This window comes from Roseibium sp. FZY0029 (genome assembly GCF_036350355.1).
In the GTDB taxonomy this organism is placed as follows: domain Bacteria; phylum Pseudomonadota; class Alphaproteobacteria; order Rhizobiales; family Stappiaceae; genus Roseibium.
The window spans coordinates 34,127-57,720 of sequence record NZ_JAZDVZ010000009.1; the positions used below are offsets into that span (position 1 = coordinate 34,127).

22 protein-coding genes are annotated in these 23,594 nt (G+C 61.3%); 13 read left to right on the forward strand and 9 right to left on the reverse strand.

The window, feature by feature from the left end; genetic code table 11:
* Nucleotides 1-61: 61 nt before the first annotated feature.
* Nucleotides 62-1,225, forward strand: coding sequence for an iron-containing alcohol dehydrogenase (locus V1T76_RS22985; RefSeq protein ID WP_330563023.1), 1,164 nt, complete (start codon nt 62-64; stop codon nt 1,223-1,225).
* An 89-nt stretch (nt 1,226-1,314) separates the two neighbouring features.
* Here V1T76_RS22985 and V1T76_RS22990 read toward each other — a convergent pair whose 3' ends face one another.
* Both V1T76_RS22990 and V1T76_RS22995 read right to left on the reverse strand, forming a co-directional pair.
* Nucleotides 1,315-3,030, reverse strand: coding sequence for a thiamine pyrophosphate-dependent enzyme (locus V1T76_RS22990; RefSeq protein ID WP_330563024.1), 1,716 nt, complete (start codon nt 3,028-3,030; stop codon nt 1,315-1,317).
* A 231-nt stretch (nt 3,031-3,261) separates the two neighbouring features.
* Nucleotides 3,262-4,287, reverse strand: a complete 1,026-nt coding sequence (locus V1T76_RS22995; protein ID WP_330563025.1) for a helix-turn-helix domain-containing protein — start codon at nt 4,285-4,287, stop codon at nt 3,262-3,264.
* Between the two features lie 134 nt (nt 4,288-4,421).
* Here V1T76_RS22995 and V1T76_RS23000 point away from each other — a divergent pair, with 134 nt between their 5' ends.
* Nucleotides 4,422-5,495, forward strand: coding sequence for an alpha/beta hydrolase family protein (locus V1T76_RS23000; protein ID WP_330563026.1), 1,074 nt, complete (start codon nt 4,422-4,424; stop codon nt 5,493-5,495).
* Between the two features lie 99 nt (nt 5,496-5,594).
* On the opposite strand, the gene V1T76_RS23005 is transcribed toward V1T76_RS23000, so the two are convergent.
* Entirely contained in the window at nt 5,595-6,107 is a 513-nt protein-coding gene (locus tag V1T76_RS23005; RefSeq protein WP_330563027.1) for a hypothetical protein, read from the reverse strand.
* A gap of 232 nt (nt 6,108-6,339) precedes the next feature.
* Here V1T76_RS23005 and V1T76_RS23010 point away from each other — a divergent pair, with 232 nt between their 5' ends.
* The gene (locus tag V1T76_RS23010; RefSeq protein WP_330563028.1) at nt 6,340-7,218 is read left to right on the forward strand and encodes a PhzF family phenazine biosynthesis protein; all 879 of its coding nucleotides are present in this window, start codon (nt 6,340-6,342) and stop codon (nt 7,216-7,218) included.
* 22 nt (nt 7,219-7,240) lie between these two features.
* Here V1T76_RS23010 and V1T76_RS23015 read toward each other — a convergent pair whose 3' ends face one another.
* The 5 genes from V1T76_RS23015 to V1T76_RS23035 all read right to left on the reverse strand — a co-directional run bounded on the left by V1T76_RS23015 (nt 7,241) and on the right by V1T76_RS23035 (nt 11,462).
* Nucleotides 7,241-8,818, reverse strand: coding sequence for a serine hydrolase domain-containing protein (locus V1T76_RS23015; RefSeq protein ID WP_330563029.1), 1,578 nt, complete (start codon nt 8,816-8,818; stop codon nt 7,241-7,243).
* A 159-nt stretch (nt 8,819-8,977) separates the two neighbouring features.
* Entirely contained in the window at nt 8,978-9,454 is a 477-nt protein-coding gene (locus tag V1T76_RS23020) for a DUF6505 family protein (RefSeq protein WP_330563030.1), read from the reverse strand.
* 4 nt (nt 9,455-9,458) lie between these two features.
* Entirely contained in the window at nt 9,459-10,160 is a 702-nt protein-coding gene (locus tag V1T76_RS23025) for a biotin/lipoate--protein ligase family protein (protein WP_330563031.1), read from the reverse strand.
* Nucleotides 10,157-11,266: an Mrp/NBP35 family ATP-binding protein gene (locus tag V1T76_RS23030; RefSeq protein ID WP_330563032.1), complete on the reverse strand. Its 1,110-nt coding sequence runs from the start codon at nt 11,264-11,266 to the stop codon at nt 10,157-10,159. Before V1T76_RS23030 ends, V1T76_RS23025 begins: the two co-directional genes overlap by 4 nt.
* A gap of 1 nt (nt 11,267) precedes the next feature.
* Nucleotides 11,268-11,462 (reverse strand): DUF6494 family protein, encoded by a 195-nt coding sequence (locus V1T76_RS23035; RefSeq protein ID WP_006937395.1) that lies wholly within the window; start codon nt 11,460-11,462, stop codon nt 11,268-11,270.
* Between the two features lie 93 nt (nt 11,463-11,555).
* Between V1T76_RS23035 and V1T76_RS23040 the strand changes: the two genes are divergently transcribed.
* Nucleotides 11,556-12,320 (forward strand): hypothetical protein, encoded by a 765-nt coding sequence (locus tag V1T76_RS23040; RefSeq protein ID WP_330563033.1) that lies wholly within the window; start codon nt 11,556-11,558, stop codon nt 12,318-12,320.
* 16 nt (nt 12,321-12,336) lie between these two features.
* Here V1T76_RS23040 and V1T76_RS23045 read toward each other — a convergent pair whose 3' ends face one another.
* Nucleotides 12,337-14,301, reverse strand: coding sequence for a 4Fe-4S binding protein (locus tag V1T76_RS23045; RefSeq protein ID WP_330563034.1), 1,965 nt, complete (start codon nt 14,299-14,301; stop codon nt 12,337-12,339).
* Nucleotides 14,302-14,529: 228 nt separating this feature from the next.
* Between V1T76_RS23045 and V1T76_RS23050 the strand changes: the two genes are divergently transcribed.
* The 9 genes from V1T76_RS23050 (at nt 14,530) to V1T76_RS23090 (ending at nt 23,370) form a co-directional block, all read left to right on the forward strand.
* Nucleotides 14,530-15,075: a DUF3305 domain-containing protein gene (locus tag V1T76_RS23050; RefSeq protein ID WP_330563035.1), complete on the forward strand. Its 546-nt coding sequence runs from the start codon at nt 14,530-14,532 to the stop codon at nt 15,073-15,075.
* Nucleotides 15,072-15,746: a DUF3306 domain-containing protein gene (locus V1T76_RS23055; protein WP_330563036.1), complete on the forward strand. Its 675-nt coding sequence runs from the start codon at nt 15,072-15,074 to the stop codon at nt 15,744-15,746. Before V1T76_RS23050 ends, V1T76_RS23055 begins: the two co-directional genes overlap by 4 nt.
* A gap of 66 nt (nt 15,747-15,812) precedes the next feature.
* The gene (locus tag V1T76_RS23060) at nt 15,813-16,421 is read left to right on the forward strand and encodes a TorD/DmsD family molecular chaperone (RefSeq protein ID WP_330563037.1); all 609 of its coding nucleotides are present in this window, start codon (nt 15,813-15,815) and stop codon (nt 16,419-16,421) included.
* 59 nt (nt 16,422-16,480) lie between these two features.
* Nucleotides 16,481-16,681 carry a twin-arginine translocation pathway signal protein gene (locus V1T76_RS23065; RefSeq protein WP_330563038.1) on the forward strand — a complete coding sequence of 67 codons (201 nt, stop codon included), beginning with the start codon at nt 16,481-16,483 and terminating at the stop codon, nt 16,679-16,681.
* 105 nt (nt 16,682-16,786) lie between these two features.
* Nucleotides 16,787-19,798 carry a formate dehydrogenase subunit alpha gene (locus V1T76_RS23070; protein ID WP_330563039.1) on the forward strand — a complete coding sequence of 1,004 codons (3,012 nt, stop codon included), beginning with the start codon at nt 16,787-16,789 and terminating at the stop codon, nt 19,796-19,798.
* 12 nt (nt 19,799-19,810) lie between these two features.
* A complete protein-coding gene (gene fdh3B / locus V1T76_RS23075; protein WP_006937368.1) occupies nt 19,811-20,404 on the forward strand; it encodes a formate dehydrogenase FDH3 subunit beta in 594 nt (197 codons plus the stop codon).
* Nucleotides 20,405-20,539: 135 nt separating this feature from the next.
* Nucleotides 20,540-21,766 (forward strand): formate dehydrogenase subunit gamma, encoded by a 1,227-nt coding sequence (locus V1T76_RS23080; protein WP_330563040.1) that lies wholly within the window; start codon nt 20,540-20,542, stop codon nt 21,764-21,766.
* A 168-nt stretch (nt 21,767-21,934) separates the two neighbouring features.
* Nucleotides 21,935-23,245, forward strand: coding sequence for a c-type cytochrome (locus tag V1T76_RS23085; protein ID WP_330563041.1), 1,311 nt, complete (start codon nt 21,935-21,937; stop codon nt 23,243-23,245).
* Nucleotides 23,242-23,370: a hypothetical protein gene (locus V1T76_RS23090; RefSeq protein ID WP_330563042.1), complete on the forward strand. Its 129-nt coding sequence runs from the start codon at nt 23,242-23,244 to the stop codon at nt 23,368-23,370. Before V1T76_RS23085 ends, V1T76_RS23090 begins: the two co-directional genes overlap by 4 nt.
* The last annotated feature ends 224 nt before the right edge of the window (nt 23,371-23,594 follow it).

The following is a 23,594-nucleotide window of genomic DNA, read 5'->3' on the forward strand; positions in this document are numbered from 1 at the left end:
GGCTGCTCCGTCAGGGCGCGGCCTTATCAAAGAACCTGAGTTTCAAGACAACGAGACACCCATGAGCTCACTTCCTTCCGTCAACTGGTCTTATCCGACCTCCGTTCGTTTCGGTGCCGGGCGCATCAAGGAACTTCCCAAAGCGGTCAAATCCGCAGGCATGTCCAATCCGCTGCTGGTTACCGACCCGGGCCTCGCCGGCCTGCCGATGGTCGCTGAGGCGATTGCCAGCCTGGAAGCAGCCGGCCTGAAGGCTGCGGTCTTTTCCGACGTCAAGCCGAACCCGGTCGACAGCAACATTTCGGCCGGTGTCGCCGCCTACAAGGCCGGTGGCCATGACGGTGTGATCGCCTTTGGCGGTGGCTCGGGCCTTGACGCCGGCAAGCTGATTGCCTTCATGTCCGGCCAGACCCGGCCGATCTGGGACTTCGAAGACATCGGCGACTGGTGGACCCGCGCCGATCCGGCCGGCATCGCCCCGATCGTCGCCGTGCCGACCACGGCGGGAACCGGCTCTGAAGTCGGCCGTGCCGGTGTCGTCACCAACGAGGCGACCCACACCAAGAAGGTCATCTTCCACCCGAAGATGCTGCCGGCCATCGTGATCTGCGATCCGGAGCTGACCGTCGGCATGCCGCGCTTCATCACCGTGGGCACCGGCATGGACGCTCTGGCGCACTGCCTGGAAGCCTATTCCGCGCCGATGTATCACCCGATGTCCGAAGGCATCGCGCTGGAAGGCATGCGGCTGGTGTTCGAAAACCTGCCGAAGGTCGTAGCCGATGGCTCCGATCTTGAAGCTCGCGGCCACCTGATGAGCGCAGCAGCCATGGGCGCCGTTGCCTTCCAGAAGGGCCTCGGGGCGATCCACTCGCTGTCCCACCCGGTCGGCGCGCTGTACGACACTCACCACGGCATGACCAACGCAGTCTTCATGCCTTACGTGCTGCAGTTCAACAAACTGGCCATCGAACAGAAATTCGAGCGCCTTGCCGGCTTCCTCGGCATCTCGGGCGGGTATCAGGGTGTGCTCGACGCGATTCTGAAACTGCGTGAAGACCTTGGCGTGCCGCACACGCTCGCAGGGCTCAACGTCGATGACAGCAAGCGCGATCTGATCGCGGAAATGGCCATCGTTGACCCGACTGCTGGCGGCAACCCGGTTCCGTTGACCAAGGACGGCGCCCTGGAAATCTTCGACAAGGCTCAGCAGGGCACCGTCTAAGGTTCAGCGAATACCCGTTGAAGAAAGGCGCGCCATTGGCGCGCCTTAAAAACATGCACGGCTGCAGACAAGCTTGATTGCAAGCCGCTTCAGCGCAGGAAGTTGTTCCGCAGCAGATCCACGACTTCCCGCGTCCTGCCGTCGAGCACCGCTTTCACGCCGAACAGCGCCGTCGAGGCGACTTGCGAGGCCTCGATCTTGGGCGGCATCACCAGCTCCATGTGGTTGACCTTGACGTCGAGCAGGGCCGGCCCCTCGTGGCGCAGCCAGGCCTCCATGGCGCCCGCGAGATCGTTGCTGTTTTCGACATGCCAGCCCGCGAGGCCGCAAGCTTCGGCGAGCTTGCCCAGGTCGGGGTTTTGCAGGCCGGTGAAGTGATCGACCAGCCCCTCGACGCGCTGCTCCATTTCGACGAAACCGAGCGAGTTGTTGTGGAACACCACAAGCTTGAGCGGGATCTTCTCCTGCGCCAGCGTCAAGAGTTCGCCCATCAGCATGGTCAGTCCGCCATCGCCGCACATGGCGATTACCTGGCGGTCGGGATAGGCGAGCTGAGCGCCCATCGCCTGGGGCATGCCGTTTGCCATCGTGCCGTGCAGCAGGCTGTTGAGGAACTTGCGTTTTCCGTTGGCCTTCAGGTGGCGCAGCATCCACACCATCGACGTGCCGACATCAGACACGAAAATCGCATCGTCGTCCGCTTTCTCATCAAGCATGTTGGCGACAAATTGCGGGTGGATCAGCGACGGATCGCTTTCCTCGCCCTCCTCGACATAGCTCTCAAGGTCCTTTTGCCACTGCTTGCGCTGGCTTTCGAGGTGGCTCGCGTCGGATTTCGCCGCGACAAGCGGCAGCAGCGCGGCCATGGTCGACTTTGCGTCGCCGACCAACCCGAGATGAATGGCCGAACGGCGCCCCAGATGCGTGGGATCGATGTCGATCTGCGCGATCTTCTTCGCTTCCGGATAGTACTGGGTGTAGGCGAAGTCGCACCCTAGTGCGATCACCAGATCCGCATCCTCCAGCGCCTCTACGCCAGCCCGGTTGCCGAGGATCCCGTTCACGCCGACATTGTAGGGATTGTCCGGTTCGAGAAACTCCTTGGCGCGCGTGGTGTGGACCATGGGTGCCTTCACCTTGTCGCAAAAGGCCATGATCTCTTCGCGCGCGTCCCGCGCGCCGATACCGGCATAGACCGACACCTTGTCCGCAGCATCGACCATGGCGGCCAGGTCCGCCATTTCTGCATCGTTGGGGCGGCAGACCGGCTGCGGCCGGTAGACTTCCCAGTCCATTTTGTCGTCATCGGTTTCGAGGAACATATCGCCGTTGACGATCACCACCGCCACGCCTTTCTTCGTGAGGGCCGCCTGCGCGGCCTTGGTCACGATGCGACGCGCCTGCGAGGGGTGGGAGATATATTCGCAGAAATGGGAATGCTGCTCGTAGATCTTCTTCTGGTCGACTTCCTGCGGAAAGTTGAATCCCGCTTCCGTGCGGGCGACGTCCGAGGCGATCAACAGCACCGGCGCCCCGTTGCGATGGCTTTCATAAATGCCATTGACGAAGTGCAGCGAGCCGGGACCGCATGTGCCCGCACAGACCGCCAGTTCGCCGGTCATATAAGCTTCGCCACCTGCCGCAAAAGCGCCCGCCTCTTCGTGGCGAACGGTGATCCAGCGCAGATCGGATTTTGCAATCGCATCGGTGAAATAGTTGATGGTGTCTCCCGGGATCCCGTAGACGCGCTTTGCGCCCGCCTTTTCAAGAGCATCGACGACGATTTTCGCTACGGTTTTCGACATATCTTCATCTTCCCTTTTGCGTGCGGCCTCAACGGATCGCGAATTCAAATTGATGACCCAGATCTTCGATCGGCGTCGGCGTGCAATGTGGGTCTACAGCCTAAGAGGTTAAGGAGTAGCTCGCCAGTTTTTAAGGGCAAGCGCTGACAGTCTTGAGACTTTCCGATTCCGGATCGTCGTTTCGCGGCGTTCGGGAGGGCAAGAACGGCGGGGTGAGACTGAGATCTGCTTCTAGAGCGCTTGACCGCGACCGCTGTTGTCCGCCTTCCGCCACTGATCCGGCGTCATGCCGGTCACGCGCAGGAATTCGCGGTTGAAGTTCGACTTGGTCGAAAACCCTGCCCGGTACATGGCTTCGGTCACGGTGACGTCTTCCTGCTGCAGCACGGCGCAGACGTCCTTGATCCTGAAATCATTCACATACCGCGAGACATTCATGCCGCGCACCCGGTTGATCGCCTGCGAGAGCTGACGGGCGGGCAGACCGGCACGCCGGGCCAGCCTTGAGAGGTTGAGCGTGTCGTCGCGATGAAGGTGCTGTGCCATCATCAGGGCGTCGACCCGCGCGACGATTTCCGCGTCTTCGGAGGTGGCGGTCTGGGCCGCGGGTTCCGGCTCGGTGTTTGTCTCCGTCTGGGCATGGCCTGCCGTGCGGGCGGCAAGACCGATCAGCAGCAGGCTGACAATATTTGCGTTACTGACCAGAATGGCTGCATGGCTGCCGCCCGAGCGTTCGAAATCGAACAGGATCACCAGATCGAACAGGACGGACAGGCACAGGCAGAAGGCGGCGAGCCACAGGGCCCGGTGGGCAGCGGCAGCTTCGTCCAGACGGGCAAGTCCGAGGCCGTCCGGTCCGCGCCAGGCGATCCGTGCCAGGGCCATGGCATAGGCCAGGAACAGCAGCACCAGGGCACTATCCAGCAAGACGGGCGCCGCAAGCATCAGACCCAGAATGACGAGTGCAGCCAGTGGCGCCGCTGCAAGGCGAAACCGTCCGGGCGCGGCCTGATCGACGAGACCTCGAAAGCTCTCATAGGCAAGAGGGGGAAGCAGAGCGGCCAGCAGCGGCTGCACGAAGCGCAAAGCGTCGACGTTATATCCCCAGCGCAGGCCCAGGACGATGGATTGCAGGCAGCACAGGGCAATCAGCATCAGGAAGGCGCGTGTGGCTGTTGCTCCGTTGCTTTTCTTCAGGAACACAAAGACAAGTGCCAGAAGCAATGCGTTGACGAAGGGGAGAGGAACAAACAGCACGGGCAAGGCACCTCGATGGGGCGATGGCGGGGACCTTTATCGCGATCCGGCATGACTGAATCGTGAAAGAGGACGCTTTCCATCACGGCCTTAGCAAGAATTCGGTCATTGCTCCACTGACTGAAAGACCCCTCATGAAAATACAATCTCTTTTCTTGCCGCTGGTTCTCACGCTGGCCATCACCACACCAGCCAAGGCTCAGGAGCCGGTGGGTGTTCAAAAGATCTCGGTAAATTCGAAAGCCAGAGGTGAGGATCTCACCGTCCTGGTGTGGTACCCGGCCAAAGCAGGCGGTGAGCAGGTGCTCATTGGCGATGACAGAATCTTTCAAGGTACGCCAGCATTGGCCAATGCTGAAAAGGTGGACGGGAGGTTTCCGCTGATCGTGCTTTCGCATGGGTCGGGAGCTTCGGTTCAAAAGATGGCCTGGATCGCGAGCGAACTTGCTGGCGACGGTTTCATCGTGGCCGGTCCCAACCATCCAGGCACCACCAGTGGCAATTCCACACCGGAAGACACGCCGAAGCTCTGGCAGCGGACGGATGATCTTGCAACGGTGATCGACAGACTGCTTGCCGATCCGGACTGGTCATCGTCAATCGATCCGGGGAAAATCGGCCTGCTCGGATTTTCGCTCGGCGGAGCCGCCGTTCTGGAAAGCGCAGGTGCAACGGCCAGTCTGGAGGCTTATGCCGACTATTGCGACACCAACCCGCAAATGCCGGATTGCTATTGGTTCAAGGGCGGACGGGCGTTTCGTGACGGGGAGGAAATCAAGGTCGGGCCGCTAGATCTGCGCACGGTCGACAAGGCCTTGTTTGAACAAGAGCGAAGGGATGCAAGGATCACATCGGTTGTCGCGGTCGATCCATCGGTTGCAGATGCTTTTAATGAGCAGAGTTTCGCCGGTATCGACATCCCACTGCATTTTCTCAACCTTGGTGTCGCCGGACAGATTGACGTGGGCGTGCGCTCCGCGCATCTGGCTGAGGCTGCCCCGGACGCCGAACTGGATCACATCGCGGATGCCGTCCATTTCAGCTTTCTGCCCGTGTGCAAGGCCGATGCGCTTGCCTTCATGAAATCAGTAGGCGAAACGGACACGCTGTGCACCGATGGCGGCGGCCGGCCCCGCCCGGAACTTCACGATCAGATGGCTGACCTGATTGTCGAGGCGTTCCGGACTGATCTGAAGACCGGAAACTGACAACTGAGCGGCGTTCCAGGTCGAGTTGTTGCCGACGTGACCCGCAGGCTCCCGCACATTCGGGCGAGAGAGACTGCGGGTGTGTCTCTTGTATCGCGGTCAGGCGCCCTGGCTGCGTTCGATCAGCTTCAGTACCGCCACCAGCACGATGCCGTAAAGGACGTGGCCGACAAGGGCGACCCAGACGATGCCGGTGAAATTCAGGAAGAAGGGCAGACCGGCCACCGATGTGATGCCGCCGATGGCGAAGACCCAGAGGCCGAAGCCGTAAATTGCGGACGGCAGAAGCCAGTGGGTGGTGCCGACAAAGCGCTGCCACAACGGTGCGAAAATGAACATCCAGCCAACCGGATAGCCGATCAGGCCGACGGCGTAGAAATGGACGAAGTATCCGGCGAAATCGCCGTTTGGAAGGCCGAAGCTGCCGAGCAGGCTCTTGGCGAGGCCATGCGGTGAAAGGGTCGCAAATCCGAGGGCGGGGCTGATCATCTGGCCCCAGAGGTCGAAGGCGTTGGTTGCAAAGAACCCCGAGATGAACATCAGGCCGAGCGTTTGGACGCTCACGGCGGGCAGGGCCCCGGCGGTTTGGTTCTGAACGGAAATCGTATTCATGACGGGATCACTTTCCTGAGATTGGCTTTTCTGCTGGCAGATACTTGGCTCCGAACGCGATCACATGGAAATAAAATGGCGCGGGTCTCGCGTGACGAATTCGTGATGAAAAATTGACGCCTCGCAGCGGCTGTTTCCAATCTTTGGATAACGCGCCGCCGGTGTTGCTCCACCTCTTCCAGCGTGGTCCGATGCGCTCTCTTTCCAGCACCCGCAGTGTGAGACTTCCGAAATGGATAAGTTGCCCGTCCGCCTCTATGCCGCTTTTGCAGCCGACGAACGGGGCGGCAACATCGGCGGCGTTGTCTTCGAAGATACGCCGTTGTGGCCGGATGCCCGTCAGCGGATCGCGGCGGATCTTGGCGCGCCGACCACGGGGTTCGTGCGGCAGACATCGGATAAGAGGATCGAGGTCCGCTTTCATTCGACCCGTGTGGAAATGGACATGTGTGGCCATGTGACTGTCGCCATCTTCGCGGCCATGCTGGCCGACGGGCGGATTGGGCCTGGAAGCTACGTTCAGGAAACGCCCGCGGGCGAGATCAACGTCGATCTTGCTTCGGATGGTGCGGTCACGCTGCATCAGCCCCTGCCGAAGTTTGGCTTGAACCATGCAACCGCAGACGAGATTGCGCCGCTGCTCGGCATTGAGCTGGAAGGTGTTGTCACCGTTTCGGCGTCCTCAACGGCCCTTCGGCATGTTTTCGTCGAAGTGGCAGATACCGAAGCTTTGGCAACCCTTCGTCCGGATGATGACGGGCTGCGCCGTTTCAGCCAGGAAAGGTCCATCGACACGATGGGTGTCTGGTGCCGGACAGGGCACGGGTTGGGCAAGGCGAAAGTCCGCCTGCGGGATCTCTGCCACGGCGTCGGTGATCCGGAGGAGGCGGCCAGCGGCACCACCAACGGCGCGCTGGCCTGCGAATTGGTTCGCTCGCAAAAACTTCTGCCGGGAAGTGTCGGGCAAGCGGTTCTTGTGGCCGAGCAGGGTTTCGAGATGGGCCGGCCCAGCATTGTCAGAACGGTCTTGAGCACGGCAGGAGGCGAGGTCACCGGCGTTTCCGTCGGTGGCTACGCGGCCTTGCGGCTGACGGGCGCGTTTCATCTGTGAAACCCGCTGGTCTGATGTGACGTCAGATCCTTTCGAAAAGCGCGGGGCCCGTTTCGCTGAAGAGTTCGACCTCGATGGATTCGGCCGGGCCATTCGAAACATCGTTGAAGACGACTGTCGAGCGGGACCCTGCGGGTGCGTTTTCGGTGGTGACATCGAAGACCATCACCGGCCCGTTCCAGGGCTGCAGCGGAAACTGCATCTGTTTCGGTCCTATCGTCAGCACCATGTTTTCGCCCTCGGGCTTGACCTCGACTTCGCCGAAATACGGGTTGGAATAGGTGCCGGTGAGACGGTCTTGCAGGGGCGTCGCGGCAGCATCTGCCGGACGTTCCTGACCCACGGTGCTGCCGAGCTTGGTGTAGAAGCCTTCGAACCTGCTCGAATATCCAGCGTACCAGTCCCGTGTGATGTGACCGAGCTGGGCCAGATCGGCAAAGGAGGCGGCGATGGCTTCGGCGGCCCCGACTGGGGCTGCGTTGGTGAGAACGACAATGCCGAGGTCGAGTGAGGGGATCATCGCAAAACAGGTGCCCGCACCCAGAAGGAATGCACCGGAATGGCCGATCCGGACACGGCCGGACGGGTCTGTGCCGACATTGAAGCCGTAACCGTAAAACCCGGATCTTGCATCGGGACTGTGGGGACGGTCGGAAAAGCTTTGCGGGCTGATGGCCGGCAGAAGCGCTTCCGGTGCGATGACCTGGGTACCGGCATGTTCGCCGTTTGCCAGCAGCATCTTCAGCCAGATGGTCAGATCGTTCACAGTTGAGCTGACCCCGCCGGCAGGTGATTGCTCGTCCGGGTCGCGCTGGAACAGCGGGGCAAAGCCGTCACCGTCGCGGCTGTGAGGGATTGCGCGGTTGCCGGCCGCCATGTAATCGGCAAAGCGCGAACTGGTCGAGGTCATGCCGAGCGGCCTGTAGAGCGCTTCTTCCGAGAGACTACTCCAATCTGTGCCGGAGGCTTCCGCAACGGCTTCGGCGGCGGCGGTCAGTCCGAAGTTGGTATAGGCGTAGGAAATGCGGAACGGCGCCAGCGGCAGCAGTCTCAAGCGCTCCAGAATTTCCTTGCGGCCGAAGCCGAGATCCTCCAGATCGTCGCCGGCATGGTCGGGCAGGCCGGAGCGATGGCTGTAGAGGTCCCCAATGGTCAGCTTTTCGGACCGGTCAGGATCGGACAATTCGAACCAGGGCAGCAAGTCGCGCATCCGGCTCTCCCAGGCGACAACGCCCTTGCTGACCTGGCGCGCGACAACGGTCGACCCCACCGGTTTCGAAAGGGACGCAAGCTGAAACACCGTGTCCGGCGTGATGGGGTCTGAGCCGCCAAGGCGGCGCACGCCGAAGCCCTTGGAATAGACCGTTTCGCCGCGGTGAACGGCGGCAATGGCCAGCCCCGGAATCTTGCTGCGCTCCATCACGTCGGCCACGATTGCGTCAAGCTCGGCGATGGCTTTTGCAATCTGCTCGGGCGGGGCTTCAACGCCAGGTGTCTGTGCGGGGGATAGCTCCTGCGCAAACCCACGCAGCGGCAAGGCGGTCAGGGCGGCGGTCGCAGTGCCGAGAAACAGGCGTCGGGAGAGTGTGTGCCGGGACATACGCAAATTCCTTGGGGGATACTGAAATGAAAACAAGCGTCTGCATGATGCGCGAAACGCATCGGGCAGATCAACTTATCGACGTGTAATCTGCGTATGTTGAAACTTATTGGTTAAGCAATCGTCTCCGGCAGACGGGCAGATAGCGGAGGCCACACTCTAGTCGATGTCGCCGTGAACGGCGACCATGTCCAGCTTCGCTTCAGGAGCGGCAATGGTTCTGAAGGCTTCCCGCACGCCGTCTTCGGTCAGGTCCCGCTGAACGGCAATCAGCGTGTTTTCCGGATGCTCCTCGCAGAGCTCCGCCATATAGTCCAGCTCCTGCTGGGCAACACCGAGCGCCGCCTCAACGGAAGGCGCGCCGTAAATGTCGACGAAATGTTGAGCAAGCCGCTCGGCAAGGGCGGCATACTCGCTTTCCTCGATCGGCGTGACGGCGACGAAGGTTGCTCTGCCGAACGTCTCCAGCCCCAGCCAGCCGTTGGCAAAGGCCTGGCGGGCCTTGCCGGTCAGGTCGGCTTCGGTCCAGTCGGAAAATTCGAAACCGCCGGACAGGCACCATTCGCCGGTGCGGGCCGGCGAAAAGAAGACGTTGCGGTCGCTGTCATCCAGGTGAATGGCGCGGGCGAGTTTCATCCGGTTAATCCTCAAGACGGCTGGAAAGCGGGATCAGGACCGTGTCCGCATCCGTTCGCAGCAGCATACCAAAATTTTCATCGACGCCGACGAATGTGCCGGAGGTTCCGTCGACTTCCACAGTTTCGCCAATGGCCCAGACAAGGCCGCGCCACTCGGCGTGAACAGGGCGCGGGCCGTCGTCGAGCCAGCGGTTGAGCCAGTAGAGGCTGTGGCGCACCCAGCACTCCAGAAGTTGGGCGGCGGTGATCTCACCGCAGCCTTCTTCGGACAGCCACGTCCGGTCCGGGTCCTTGCCAGGACTCGATTTACGGCTGGTCATGTTGAGTTCCAGACCGAGGATCAACCAGTCCGGCGTTGCCTCCGGATCCTCTGTGGAGGCCCTGACGCGCATGCGTCCGCAAACCGCGCCGTTGACGCGGATCCGGCCATCCCACTCCAGGTGAACGGCAACCTCCGGCGGTGCAAGCGTGCCAAGGGCTGCCTGAAACCCCAGACCGCAGACTGGCAGGACAGCCATGGCCTGTTCCAGCGGTACTTCCGGCGCGAAGATCAGCGCGGCCCGCAGGCGTTCCCCGCCAAGGTTATAGACAACCGTGCCGGGGTCCGTGCCGGTGATGGCAAGCGCCAGGGCACGTTCGAACGGATCAGCCTGGCCGGTCAGCGCTTCCCCCTGAAACAGCGGCGGAAACTGCACCTCGCTCATGCGTTGCCCTCCGCGATCAGGGTCCGCGCGAGCTGGCGGAACACGGAAGCTGCCGGGGCTTCGGGCGTCTTGATCGAAATCGGCGTGCCGCCATCGCCGGCAAGGCGGATGTTGAGATGAAGAGGCACCTCGGCCAACAGGGGAACACCGAGCTTTTCCGCTTCCTCGGCTACGCCGCCATGGCCAAAGACATGTTCCTCGTGGCCGCAGTTGGAGCAGATGTGGGTCGACATGTTCTCGATCATGCCGATGAGCGGCACCTGCATCTGGTTGAACATGCTGATGCCCTTGCGCGCATCGATCAGGGCAACGTCCTGCGGTGTCGAAACGATGATCGCCCCGTCGACGGCAAATTTCTGGCAGAGCGTCATCTGGACATCACCTGTGCCGGGCGGCAGGTCGACGATCAGCACATCGAGCGCGCCCCATTGCACCTGCGTCATCATCTGCTGCAATGCGCCCATCAGCATCGGTCCCCGCCAGGCGACGGCTTCGTCGCCCGAAGTCATCAGGCCGATGGACATCATGGTGACGCCGTGATTGCGCAGCGGCAGGATCATCTGGCCGTCCGGCGAGGTCGGCCGCCCTGAGATGCCCAGCATCTTGGGCTGAGACGGCCCGTAGACATCGGCATCCAGCAGTCCGACCTTGCGGCCTTCGGCGGCCAGTGCGCAGGCAAGATTGGCCGCAACGGTCGACTTGCCAACACCGCCCTTGCCAGAAGCTACGGCGATCACCCGGTCGATGCCCGGCACCTTCTGCGGCCCGGTGGCTCCCGGGGCGGCCGGTTTCGCCCGAATCGGTTGAGGCGCGTTCGGTTTGGGCGCTGCGGGTGGGACGGCTTGCGCGGCCGGTTGGTCCGAATGGGAGGTCAGAGCCACCTGAACGCTCTCACAATCTTCCAGGGCTCCAAGCTTTCTTTCCGCTTCGGACGCGAGAGTTTCCATCTCGTCCATGCGCCGTGGATCGACCTCAAGAACGAAGCGGACCGAGCCACCGTTCACCCGCAATGCGCGCATCATGCCGGAGGCGACAATGTCCTCGCCGCTGGCCGGGTCCTTGATCGTTTTCAGAACCGACAGGGCGGCTTCACGCGTTAGTGGCACGTCAGTCCTGCCCTTCGATTTCACCGGTGACCACATGCTCCAGACCGAGTTCCTCGATCGTGACCACGGCTTTCACCTTGTAGGTTTTTCCGGCGCTGGGGCCAGCTTCGCGCACTGCCTTTTCAATGGCCTGCTGCGAGGTCACGCCGACCTGCTTCAGGAACTTGCGCATGGACATGTTGAAATCGTCGCTCATCTTGTTCTCCTGTTGAATGCGGTGCGCATTGACTGCGCGCCAAATTGAAACCTACCCTAGCGCATGTGGCCAGCAACGTGAGGGAGGAAGCGCGTGGGCTGCCGTGCCTTGATCATTCTCGCCGTTGCCCTTTTGACCGGCATCCTGTTGCACACCCCGGTGACAGCCCAGTCACGGTCCTTCCGGCTTGGCGTGCCGGACGCGATCGTGGAAACCGGCTTCCTCCAATACCTGTTGCCGCGCTTTTCGCTCAAGACCGGTGTCCGCATCGAAATCGTCGGTGACACCGAGCCTTCCGAACTGCGCCTTTCCGACGATCCTTCGGGACGGGCGGTGTTCTCCGGGCTGGGCAAGACGTGGGTTCTTAGCACCCTTGACGATGCCAATGAGCATGCCGTCCGCTTTCGGGACTGGCTGACCGGCGACATTGGACGGCGGACGGTCGATGCCTTTGAGGCGAATGGAAAACAGGTGTTCACCGCCGCGCTGAAGCAGGACGACGATTCCGGCCCGGTGCTGCTCTCGGGTGATGCCATTCGCGGCGAACAGCTGGCCGTGCTCCATTGCGGGCGCTGCCACATGGTAAATGAGGCAACGCGCCTGTCGACCATCGGCTCGTCACCTTCCTTTGCGGTGATGCGCAGCTTCACGGACTGGCAAATGCGGTTCGAGGCGTTTTTCGCGCTCAACCCGCATCCGGCCTTCACGGTGATCGACGGCGTGACCGAACCCTTCGACATCACTCGGCCATCGCCCATCGTTCCGGTGGAGATGACGCTTGAAGACCTCGATGCGATCCTGGCCTTTGTCTCCCGCATTCCTCCTGCAGACCTCGGAGCGCCGATCCAGTACCAGTGATCCTGTCTCATCCGGTTCAATGATCGCGCCGCTTGCTGATGTAGTCGTCCGTCGTGCGCACGCGCGGGCGTTCCGCGGAGGCAAACGGGTTGTTTTCCGAATGGTAGACGGCATTCACACGGCAATCGTCGCACATCTGGATAAGCTGGATGGCCTTGTTGTCTTGGAACATGGCATGCTTGCCGGCGAGCTTTTCCGTCAGCCGCATCACGGTCGAACGGACGCCGAAGGGCTTGCCGCATTCAATGCAGTTGAACGGCTCTTCTTCCTTCAGAACCTTGGCCCGCAGCGCGTCGTCCGAAAGGTCCAGACGCGGGTTCAGAGACAGGGCCTTTTCCGGACAGATCGTCGTGCAGATGCCGCATTGAAGGCAGGCGTCTTCCTGAAAGCGAAGCTGCGGCGCGTCGGGATTTTCCTTCAACGCCCCTGACGGGCAGAGGGAGACACAGGACAGACAGAGCGTGCAGGCATCCTGGTTCAGTTCGACCGCGCCGTAGGGAGCACCCGCGGGAAGTGGAATGACCTTGCCCGGTTCGTTGAGCGCCTTGGCCGCAAGGCGCGTGATTTGCCGTCGGGAGCCGAGCGGCAGGATCGGCTGCACGCCCGCAACCGGTTGCGGGTCGCGGTAGAGAAACTCTTCCAGTTCGTCCGGATCGGTTGGGGAAATCAGCGACACGCGTTCATTGCCGGCGATTTTATTGGCGAGGTCGGCCTGGAAGGGCATGCCTTCCTTTTCCGTGGCGGGCGACAGCAACAGGGTCACATCGCTGAACCCGCAGGCAAGTGCTGCCAGACTTTCCGCGTGGCCGAAGCTGGCGAGAGCCTCCATTTCCAGCGGAATGACGTCCGCAGGCAAGCCCTTGCCGTAGCGCGCACCTAGGCGGATCAATTCCGCACCATGGTTGCCGTCGTGAACGAGAAGACGTGGGTTATCGGAGCTCAGTTTCCGCCAGGTGGCCGCCAGCGTCTGCAAACGCTGGAAGGTGTTGCTGACTGGCGGCGCGTCGTAGCTGATGGCGCCGGACGGGCAGACGGCCGAACAGCTTCCGCATCCGGCGCAGACCATCGTATCAACCGACACGTGGTCGCCGTCCGGGGTGATGGCACCGGTCGGGCAGAGATCGAGACAGCGGGTGCAGCCGGTTTTCCGCGCTCTGGAATGGGCGCAAAGCTGCTCGTCCAGGCGGACGTAAAGAGGTTTTTCGAAAGTGCCGACAAGTTGAGAGGCTTCAAGCAGCGCTTTGGTGAAGGCGGCTGCATTGCCCGGGTCTGCCCGCAGGTAGCCTTCGCGCTTTTCCGGTGCGGGGAAAAGCGGCTGCGCCCGGCGCAGATCCAGCAGGATATCGCATTCCGTGCGTCCGCCGCTCTTGGGATCGGTCCAGTTGAAGGCCCCCCGTCCACCGGGAATGCGCTCCTGCAACGCGTCGAAACCGATCCTGAACTTTCCAAGCGCCCCGGTCGCCGTTGTCAGCCGACCGCGAACGATGTCGAAACGCCGGTCGTCGGCCAAGGGCGGTTCGTCGGCGGGGTCGAGCAGCACGGTAACGCTCAGGAGCTCGCACAGATGGTCCGCCGCGGCGAGCGCTGCTTCCGCGTCGCCAAGGATGAGGCAAGTGCCCTCAGAGGTGACGTCGACAACCTTTGCGCCTGGGGAGGGCAGGATAGCTTCTGCGATCAGCGCGGCCATCTTGGGAGAGACGCTGCGGCTATCGGCGGTCCAGCCGGCGCGGTCGCGCAGGTCGACGAAAAGAGGTTCTTCCGCTTCGAGGTCGGCAGCCAGATCCTCGAACGCCAGGCGTTCCTGCTGGCAAGCGATGATCACATTGCCCGCCTGCAGCGCCTCGGCGGCCTGCGGTGCTTCGCCGCGGCAAAGTTCTGTGTGGATCTTTGAACAGGACAGTCCTGTCGCCTGTTCGATCTGCCCTGCGTCGATAGCCTGTGTGTTCAGGCAATCGCAAAGCAGCAGCCTTGGTTGCGTCATAGCGTGCGCGTCCTCTCCCGGATCGTCCGAAACCGATTCTTCAGTGATTTGTCAGACATATCCGAACCACATATCAAGGGCGCTGAAGCGCGTGCGTCAAGTTCGACTTCCGCGGGGGTTGAAATTACAGTTGCGTGCTACAGCATCTTGGTGAACTTCAGAAGAGGGCCGGAGCGAACCGGTGGACGGGAAGGTAGGTTGTCCGTGACGAGGGAAAGAACGCGCGTCATGCCTGTTGGCGTGGTGGTGCGCAGGCGGCCTGGCGTGACACGCTGGCAGAAATGGACCTGGCTGCCTGTGTCCCTGTTGCCGGGGGCTGCGCCGGCGGACTGGAAAATGCTGCGGGCAGAGGGAGACACGGTTGAATATCATGCTGTCACCTTGAGCCTGGAGCTGCACCATACCCAGACCGAAGCCTATCTGATCGCACTGTCCGACAAGGTTCCCTCGGTCTACGTCGTGATGCGGCCCGCGCCGGAACTCGAACCGGGGATCCCCGTCGAAGTGCTTCACATGACGGCGTCGGCTCACGAAGGCCTGGACTATACGGATTCCGCCGAGGTTTTCGTTGAAAAGGTGCCGATGCCACCGGGGCTGATTGCCTGGATCCGGGAATTTGTGGATATGCACCACGAAGAGGAAATCTTTTACAAGCGCCAGCGTGACATGCACCGTATCGATCTTGAGGAAGAAGGTGTCGGCGACCCGCGCATCCGGCAGCTTGCCGATGTGTACCGGGCGCCGGGGGCTCGCAAGAAGGATACTTTGCAGTGAGTTCCGGCGACGACAAGCCATTGGATTTCTGGTCGAGGCGCAAGGCCGCGGTGCGCGAAGCCGAAGCTGCCGAGACCGAGCGCCGCGACGCGGAGCTTGAAACCGCAAAGCGAGTCGAACTGGAAGAAAAGACTGACGCGGAAATCCTGGAAGAGCTGGGCCTGCCGGATCCGGACAGCCTTCAGAAGGATGACGATTTTACCCGCTTCCTTGCCAAGACGGTGCCGGAACGGCTGCGTCGGCGGGCGCTGCGACGCCTTTGGCTGTCCAACCCCGTGCTGGCCAATCTCGACGGCCTGAACGATTACGAAGACGATTATACCGATGCCGCGACTGCCGGTCAGGTGGTGAAAACCGCCTATCAGGTTGGCCGTGGATTTTTGAAAAAAGTCGCTGAAACCGCTACGTCAGATAACCCGGAGACCTCATCGGCCGCGCGCAGTGAAATGCTTCGCGAGCAAAGTGATTCTGCTGCGCCGCAACAAGAAGAACTTGACGCAACGCAACATACTGATGACGAAAATGGAAAAACATCTATTCGATTGACGCAAACAGACGAGGCGGTGCAAATTAGCGAAATTGGAACTATTGTGGCCGAAGAAACAGCACTGGTCGAAGCCAAAGAAGAGCACGCGCCGAAGCGGCGCCGAATGCGATTCGACTTCGATTAATACTAAAGTCTAAGAAGATGTTGCGCCAGATAAGCACCGCGTGCGTGTGGGAGGATAAAGGCTAGAATGGCCGTTGTGGCGAGGGAATTCATTATCGAACCGGAAGATCAGGCCCGGTCCGAATTGTACGATTTTCTGGCACTGGTGCTCGCGCGCCCGGCCGGGGCTGAGCTGCTTGAGCAGATTGCAGGATTGCAGGTCGGCGACACGCCGCTTGGCAGCGCCCTTGGCGCGCTCTCAAAAATTGCCGCGGTAACGACACCGGAAACAGCCGAGCGTGAGTTCAACGCCCTTTTTATCGGCCTCGGGCGCGGAGAACTGCTGCCCTACGCCAGCTATTATCTGACCGGATTTCTCAATGAAAAGCCGCTGGCCAGGCTCCGTCAGGATATGGCGGAGCGGGGGATCGAACGTGCCCAAGACAAGCACGAACCGGAAGACAACATTGCCTCGCTGATGGAGATGATGGCCGGCATGATTCTCGGCCGCTTCGGCAAGGTGACATCCCTCAGCGAGCAGAAAACGTTCTTCAATGCCCACATCGAACCGTGGGCGATACACTTCTTTACCGATCTGGAAGCGTCCGGAACCTCCGTGTTCTACGGCGCTGTCGGATCGTTGGGGCGCCAGTTCATGGAAATCGAGGCACAGGGCTTCGAGATGATCTCGAACTGACGATTGCATCTGAAACGGGGTGGCTGCGCCATCTCTCTGACTAAAGGAGGAATGCGACAATGAAACAACCCGAAACGGCACACCCGAAAGAGGGGACAGGCCGCCGGGACTTCCTGAAGCTGGCGGCAATTTCCGCCCCGGTCGCCGTTACCACGGTTACCGCCGGAACCACCGCTGAAGCGGCTGAGCCCGACCTGGCTTCCAACAAGATGCAGGACACGGTTCATACCCGTGCCTACTACGACAGCGCCCGGTTCTAGCCGGACCTTGTTACGATTTACCCGGCCATGGTTGCGAAACGCCCGGACGCCGGTTCACACATCACCCAGCCGTATCAGGGTCTGATACAAGCAAGGTAGGGCAATATGCTTAGGAAAAAGACCAATGGGGTTGCGAGACGCCCCCAAGGTGCAAGTATCCTGAAAGACGCTGCACACAAGTCGGTTGACCGCCGCACGTTCCTTAAAGGATCCGGTCTTGCCGCAGGTGGCTTGGCCGCCATCACCGTGACCGGGGGAACGGTCACCAAAGCCAAGGCACAATCCACCGGCGACGCCGTGAAGACCGTTAAATCGATCTGCACGCACTGCTCGGTTGGCTGTACCGTCATCGCCGAAGTTTCCAACGGCGTCTGGGTCGGGCAGGAGCCCGGTTGGGACAGCCCGTTCAATCTGGGCGCTCACTGCGCCAAGGGAGCTTCCGTCCGCGAACACGCCCATGGCGAACGCCGCCTGAAATATCCGATGAAAAAGGAAGGCGGCGAGTGGAAGCGGATCAGCTGGGAAGAGGCGATCAACGAGATCGGCGACAAGATGCTGCAGATCCGCGACGAAAGCGGTCCGGACAGCGTCTACTGGCTCGGCTCTGCCAAGCACAGCAACGAGCAGGCTTATCTGTTCCGCAAGTTCGCAGGCTACTGGGGGACGAACAACGTCGACCACCAGGCACGTATCTGCCACTCCACGACGGTTGCCGGCGTAGCCAACACATGGGGCTACGGCGCCATGACCAACAGCTACAACGACATCCACAATTCCAAGGCGATCTTCATCATCGGCGGCAATCCGGCGGAGGCACACCCCGTCTCCCTGCTGCACGTGCTGCGCGCCAAGGAACAGAACAACGCACCGCTGATCGTCTGTGATCCGCGCTTCACCCGCACCGCGGCCCATGCCGACGAATATGTCCGCTTCCGTCCGGGGTCGGACGTTGCCCTCGTCTGGGGCATTCTCTGGCATATCTTTGAAAACGGCTGGGAAGACAAGGAGTTCATCCGCACCCGCGTGTGGGGCATGGACCAGATCCGCGAGGAAGTCGCCAACTGGACGCCCGAGGAAGTCGAGCGTGTAACCGGTGCGCCGGAAAGCCAGGTGAAGCGCGTGGCGCGGACGCTGGCCAACAACCGTCCGGGCACCGTGATCTGGTGCATGGGCGGCACCCAGCACACCAACGGCAACAACAACACCCGCGCCTACTGCATCCTGCAGCTTGCGCTCGGCAACATGGGCACCGCCGGTGGCGGCACCAACATCTTTCGTGGCCACGACAACGTGCAGGGCGCGACCGACCTTGGTGTTCTCGCCGACACGCTGCCGGGTTACTACGGCCTGACGGCCGGCTCCTGGGCACATTGGGCCCGCGTCTGGGAAGAAGATCTGGATTGGCTGAAAGGCCGCTTCGGCACCATCAAGGGTGCTGACGGCAAAGACAAGGCCATGATGAACCTGAAGGGTATCCCGGTCAGCCGCTGGATCGACGGCGTGCTGGAAGCCAAGGAAAACCTTGAACAGCCGGACAACACCCGTGCGATGGTTCTGTGGGGCCATGCCCCGAACTCCCAGACCCGTCTGCCGGAAATGAAACAGGCAATGGAAAAGCTCGACCTCCTGGTCGTGGTCGATCCCTATCCGACCGTTTCAGCAATCCTGCATGATCGCACGGACGGCTGTTACCTGCTGCCGGCCTCGACCCAGTTCGAGACCCGCGGGTCGGTAACCGCGTCCAACCGGTCGCTGCAATGGCGCGAACAGGTGGTTGCACCGCTGTTCGAATCCAAGCCCGACCACGTCATCATGGCCATGTTTGCCAAGAAGTTCGGTTTCGACGACCGTCTCTTCCGGAACATTGCGATGGATGGTGACGAGCCGAACATCGAGGACCTGACGCGCGAGTTTAACCGCGGCATGTGGACCATCGGCTATACCGGCCAGTCGCCGGAGCGGCTGAAGTCGCATATGGCCAACCAGCATACGTTCGACCGCACCACCCTGAGGGCGGTTGGCGGCCCGAACGACGGCGAGTTCTACGGCATGCCGTGGCCGTGCTGGGGCACTCCGGAAATGAAACATCCGGGCACCGCGAACCTCTACGACATGTCCATGCCGGTGGCCGAAGGCGGTCTGTGCTTCCGTGCCCGTTTCGGTGTGGAGCGTGACGGCCAGAACCTTCTGGCAGAGGGCGTCTCCAACCCGGGTGCGGAAATTCAGGACGGCTATCCGGAATTCACCATGCAGATGCTGGTCGATCTCGGTTGGGACGGCGATCTCACCGACGAAGAACGGCAGGTCATGGCGAAGATCGTCGGCCTGGAGATGCAGCAGAAAATGTCCAGCGCCAATGATGGCGGTGGTGACGCGACATCGGGCAAGAACGAGGAAGTCGGCGAACAGTCGATGACAGCCGTTCCCTCCGATTTCAACGAGAAGACTTCCACACTCAACTGGAAGACCGACCTGTCGGGCGGCATTCAGCGGGTGGCGATCAAACACGGCTGCGCGCCTTTCGGCAACGCAAAGGCTCGTGCGGTCGTGTGGACCTTCCCGGATCCGGTGCCGCTGCACCGCGAGCCGCTGTACTCCAACCGTCGGGATCTGGTCGCGGATTATCCGACCTATGCCGACAAGTCGTTCTGGCGTGTTCCGACGCTCTATGCGTCGATCCAGAAGAACGACTTCTCCAAGGACTTCCCGATCATCCTCACGTCCGGCCGTCTGGTCGAATACGAGGGCGGCGGGGACGAAACCCGGTCGAACCCGTGGCTGGCTGAACTCCAGCAGAACATGTTCGTCGAAATCAATCCGCGGGATGCCAACAATCTCGGGGTGCGGGACGGCGCACAGGTCTGGGTCGAAGGCCCGGAAGGCGGCAAGGTCAAGGTCATGGCAATGGTGACCGAACGTGTCGGCGAAGGCGTTGCCTTCATGCCGTTCCACTTCGGCGGTCATTACCAGGGTGAGGATCTCAGGTCCAAGTATCCGAAAGGCGCCGACCCCTATGTGCTTGGGGAAAGTGCCAACACCGCTCAGACCTACGGGTATGACTCGGTGACTCAGATGCAAGAGACCAAGGCCACTCTCTGCAAGATCTCGGCAGCGTAAGGAGGACAACAAATGGCAAGATCAAAGTTCCTTTGTGACGCTGAACGCTGCATTGAGTGCAATGCCTGCGTCACGGCCTGCAAGAACGAGCATGAGGTGCCGTGGGGCATCAACCGCCGCCGGGTGGTGACCATCAACGATGGCAAACCGGGCGAACGGTCGATCTCCGTGGCCTGCATGCACTGCTCGGATGCACCCTGTATGGCGGTGTGCCCGGTGGATTGTTTCTACCAGACCGAAGAAGGCGTGGTTCTTCACTCGAAGGACCTGTGCATTGGCTGCGGCTACTGCTTCTACGCCTGTCCGTTCGGCGCACCGCAGTTCCCGCAAGCGGGTAACTTCGGTTCGCGCGGCAAGATGGACAAATGCACCTTCTGTGCCGGTGGTCCGGAAGAAAACAACTCCACCGCAGAGTTCGCGAAATACGGTCGTAACCGTATCGCGGAAGGCAAATTGCCGCTCTGCGCGGAAATGTGCTCCACCAAGGCCCTGCTTGCGGGCGATGGCGACGTCGTGTCGGCCATCTACCGTGAACGCGTGGTGGCTCGCGGCTTCGGCTCGGGCGCTTGGGGCTGGGGCACCGCTTACGGCCAGAAAGGCGGCTGATCCTGAAGGGTGAGGGCGGTCCGGATTATCGGACTGTCCGTCACCTCTCGGGTCAAGCCTGAAAGAAACGTAGGCGGGGCGGCTTTAGGCCGCCCTGCTCGTCTCCGGTTGCAATCGACAAAGAGGTTTGCGGTCATGAAACGCGTGACTATGGCTTTGCTTGTTCTTCTGGCCTTTCTCGGGGCAGGTCTGGGGACCGGGCTTGCACAGGATACGTCCGCCGACCGGTCCGCGACCGGCGGCGCGCAGACCCTGGAAGACATCATGAAACGCCAGCGCGGCGAGAACGTCGACTACGACTTCCGCCGCAACAACACCGGCGATCCGAACGATGCGGCGGCCATGTCCTCTCAGCTCGGCACGCTCGGCGGCGTATCGGATCCGGAACTCTGGCGGGCGCTGAGATACGGCTCTGCCGACGTGACTACGACGTCCGGCGGCTTCGCGGCAACCGTGCTGATGCAGGATGGCGGCATGCGCTGGCTGGAATGGCGTAAGGGGCCGCTGGCGACCTATGGTGCCTGGCTCCTGGGTGGAACAATTGTTCTGCTGGCGCTCTTCTATCTCATTCGTGGCCGCATCCGCATCGACGGAGAAAAGACCGGCTACACCATCACTCGCTTCAAGGCTATCGAGCGCTTCGGGCACTGGCTGGTGGCAGGCTCCTTTGTTCTGCTTGCGATCACCGGCCTGCTGACGCTTTTCGGACGCTTTGTCATTATCCCGCTGATCGGCAAGGAAGCCTTCGCGCCTGTCGCCCATTTCTCCAAATGGATCCACAACAATGTTGGCTGGGCCTTCATGCTGGGCCTGATCATGGTGTTCGTGATGTGGGTGGCGCACAACATTCCCAACAAGACGGACCTGAAATGGATCGCGGTCGGGGGCGGGCTCTTCAAGAAGGGCGTGCATCCGCCGGCCAAGAAGTTCAACTTTGGCCAGAAGCTGGTGTTCTGGGGTGTGATCGTGCTGGGCGCATCGGTTTCCGTTTCCGGGCTGTCGCTGCTGTTCCCCTTCGAAATGCCGATGTTCGCGGCCACCTTCGAAAAGCTCAACACCCTGGGTCTGCCACAACTGGTCGGGCTCGGCACATTGCCGACCGAACTTGCACCGCATGAGGAAATGCAGTTCGCGCAGCTTTGGCACGCCATTGTTGCCTTCGTGATGATGGCGTTGATCCTGGCGCATATCTACATCGGCTCCATCGGGATGGAAGGCGCTTTCGACGCCATGGGCTCCGGCGAGGTTGAGCTGCAATGGGCGAAGGAACACCACGGCCTGTGGGTTGAGGAAATGAGGGAAGCGGAAAAGCTCGCTGCCGCCAAACATCCGAGCGGTGACAAGCCGGTTCCGGCCGAATAGGCCCAGCCCGACATGATCGGATCGGTCTGCAGGAAAGAACTGTCGGCTGGAACGCAAAACCTGCCGCATGGGTGCTTCGGCCGCGAGGCTGGAGGCGCTTCGTGCGGTGGCTCCACTTGCGAGCTGTCATTCCCGCGAATGTGGGGACGCAGGTGCTTTCATCGCCTGTTGTCCGCCCTGGCTGTTTCGCTCACCCTTTCAGCAACGGGTCTTGCTGCCGACTTCCAGACCCTGAAAGGCCACGGCGGTCCGATCATGGATATCGATGTGTCGCTCGAGACCGGGCAGGTGGCGACCGCCAGTTTCGACAATTCGGTCGGTCTCTGGACGGGCCGGACACCGCAATGGCTGGAAGGCCATGCGGCCGCGGTCAAGGTGGTGCAGTTTCTGGACGGCAGTCACCTGGTTTCGGGGGGAGACGACAACGATCTCATCCTCTGGAACACAAGTGATGGATCCCACCAACTTCTGGAAGGGCATACGGCCAAGATCATGGGTCTCGCGGTTTCTCCGGACAAGACGATGATTGCCAGCGCAAGCTGGGATGCGCGCGTCGGCCTCTGGCCGGTCGACGGCGACGCACCGCAATATCTGGCCGGGCACACTGCCGGTGTGAACGCCGTTGCGTTTTCACGGGATGGGCGCCAGCTCTATTCCGCTTCGGTCGATGGATCGATCAAGCTTTGGGATATCGCAACCGGCAGTGAGAAGCGGGTCATCGATCGCAACGGGTTCGGCATCAACGTCATTGCCGTTGGCGGCGAGGGCGAGCGGGAGAGCTGGATCGCCTATGGCTCCCAGGACGGGGTGACGCGGGTCGTCGATATCGATACCGGGGAGCGGCTGCACGACTTCACTTTCGAGCGGCGTCCGATATTGGCCATGGCCGTCAGCCCGGACGGCTCCCGCCTCGCGACCGGTGACGGACACGGCTACATTACGGTGTTCGACACAAAGTCCTGGGCGCTGGAAACGGATTTCCGCGCTGCCCTGAAAGGGCCGATCTGGGCGCTCGCCTTTTCGAAGGAGGGCGACGTGTTGCATGCGGGCGGCATCGAGAACATCGTCTATTCCTGGCCTCTGGCGGATCTTGCCTCGTCCGATCCGATGGCGACAGAGACACCGAAATTCCTGAAGAAGCCGGAAGAGATGTCCAACGGCGAGCGGCAGTTCGCCCGCAAATGCTCCATTTGTCATGCCCTGACCGGCGACACCGCGCGCAAGGCCGGACCGACGCTTCACAATATCTTCGGCCGGCGAGCAGGCACGGTGCCGGACTATCCCTATTCGGCGACCCTGTCGGGATCTGATATCATCTGGTCGGAAACGACGATCGACCAGCTTTTCCTCGACGGGCCCGACCACTATATTCCCGGCTCAAAGATGCCGATGCAGCGGATTGTGGAACAGCAAGACCGCGACGACCTGATCGACTATCTGAAATCGGCGACGGCGCCATCCGAAGGAGATACCCAATGAAAGCCATGCTCATCGCGTTTGCCGCCATCTTCGTGATTGCCATCGGTGCCAATCAGCTTCTGGACCACCTGCGCTTCTCCAGCGCCGACTTCACCTCCAGCTCATCCGTGCGATTGGGGGAATAACGGAAATTCTGACCACGACTGGTACAGGAGGTTCCCGCCGCCAGCCTCTCTGCACAATGGGCTGATCAAAGGCACATGATCGGCACTTTACAAATCCTTTCGATAGGGTCATCCGGGATAAGTGAAGCGCAGATTCGGGCGGCATTCGCTGTGCTGCTTGCTGACCCAGGCAAGGTTTCCTGAAGACGTTCCGTCCGTTCCAGGCAGCTACCTGAAAATGAGTA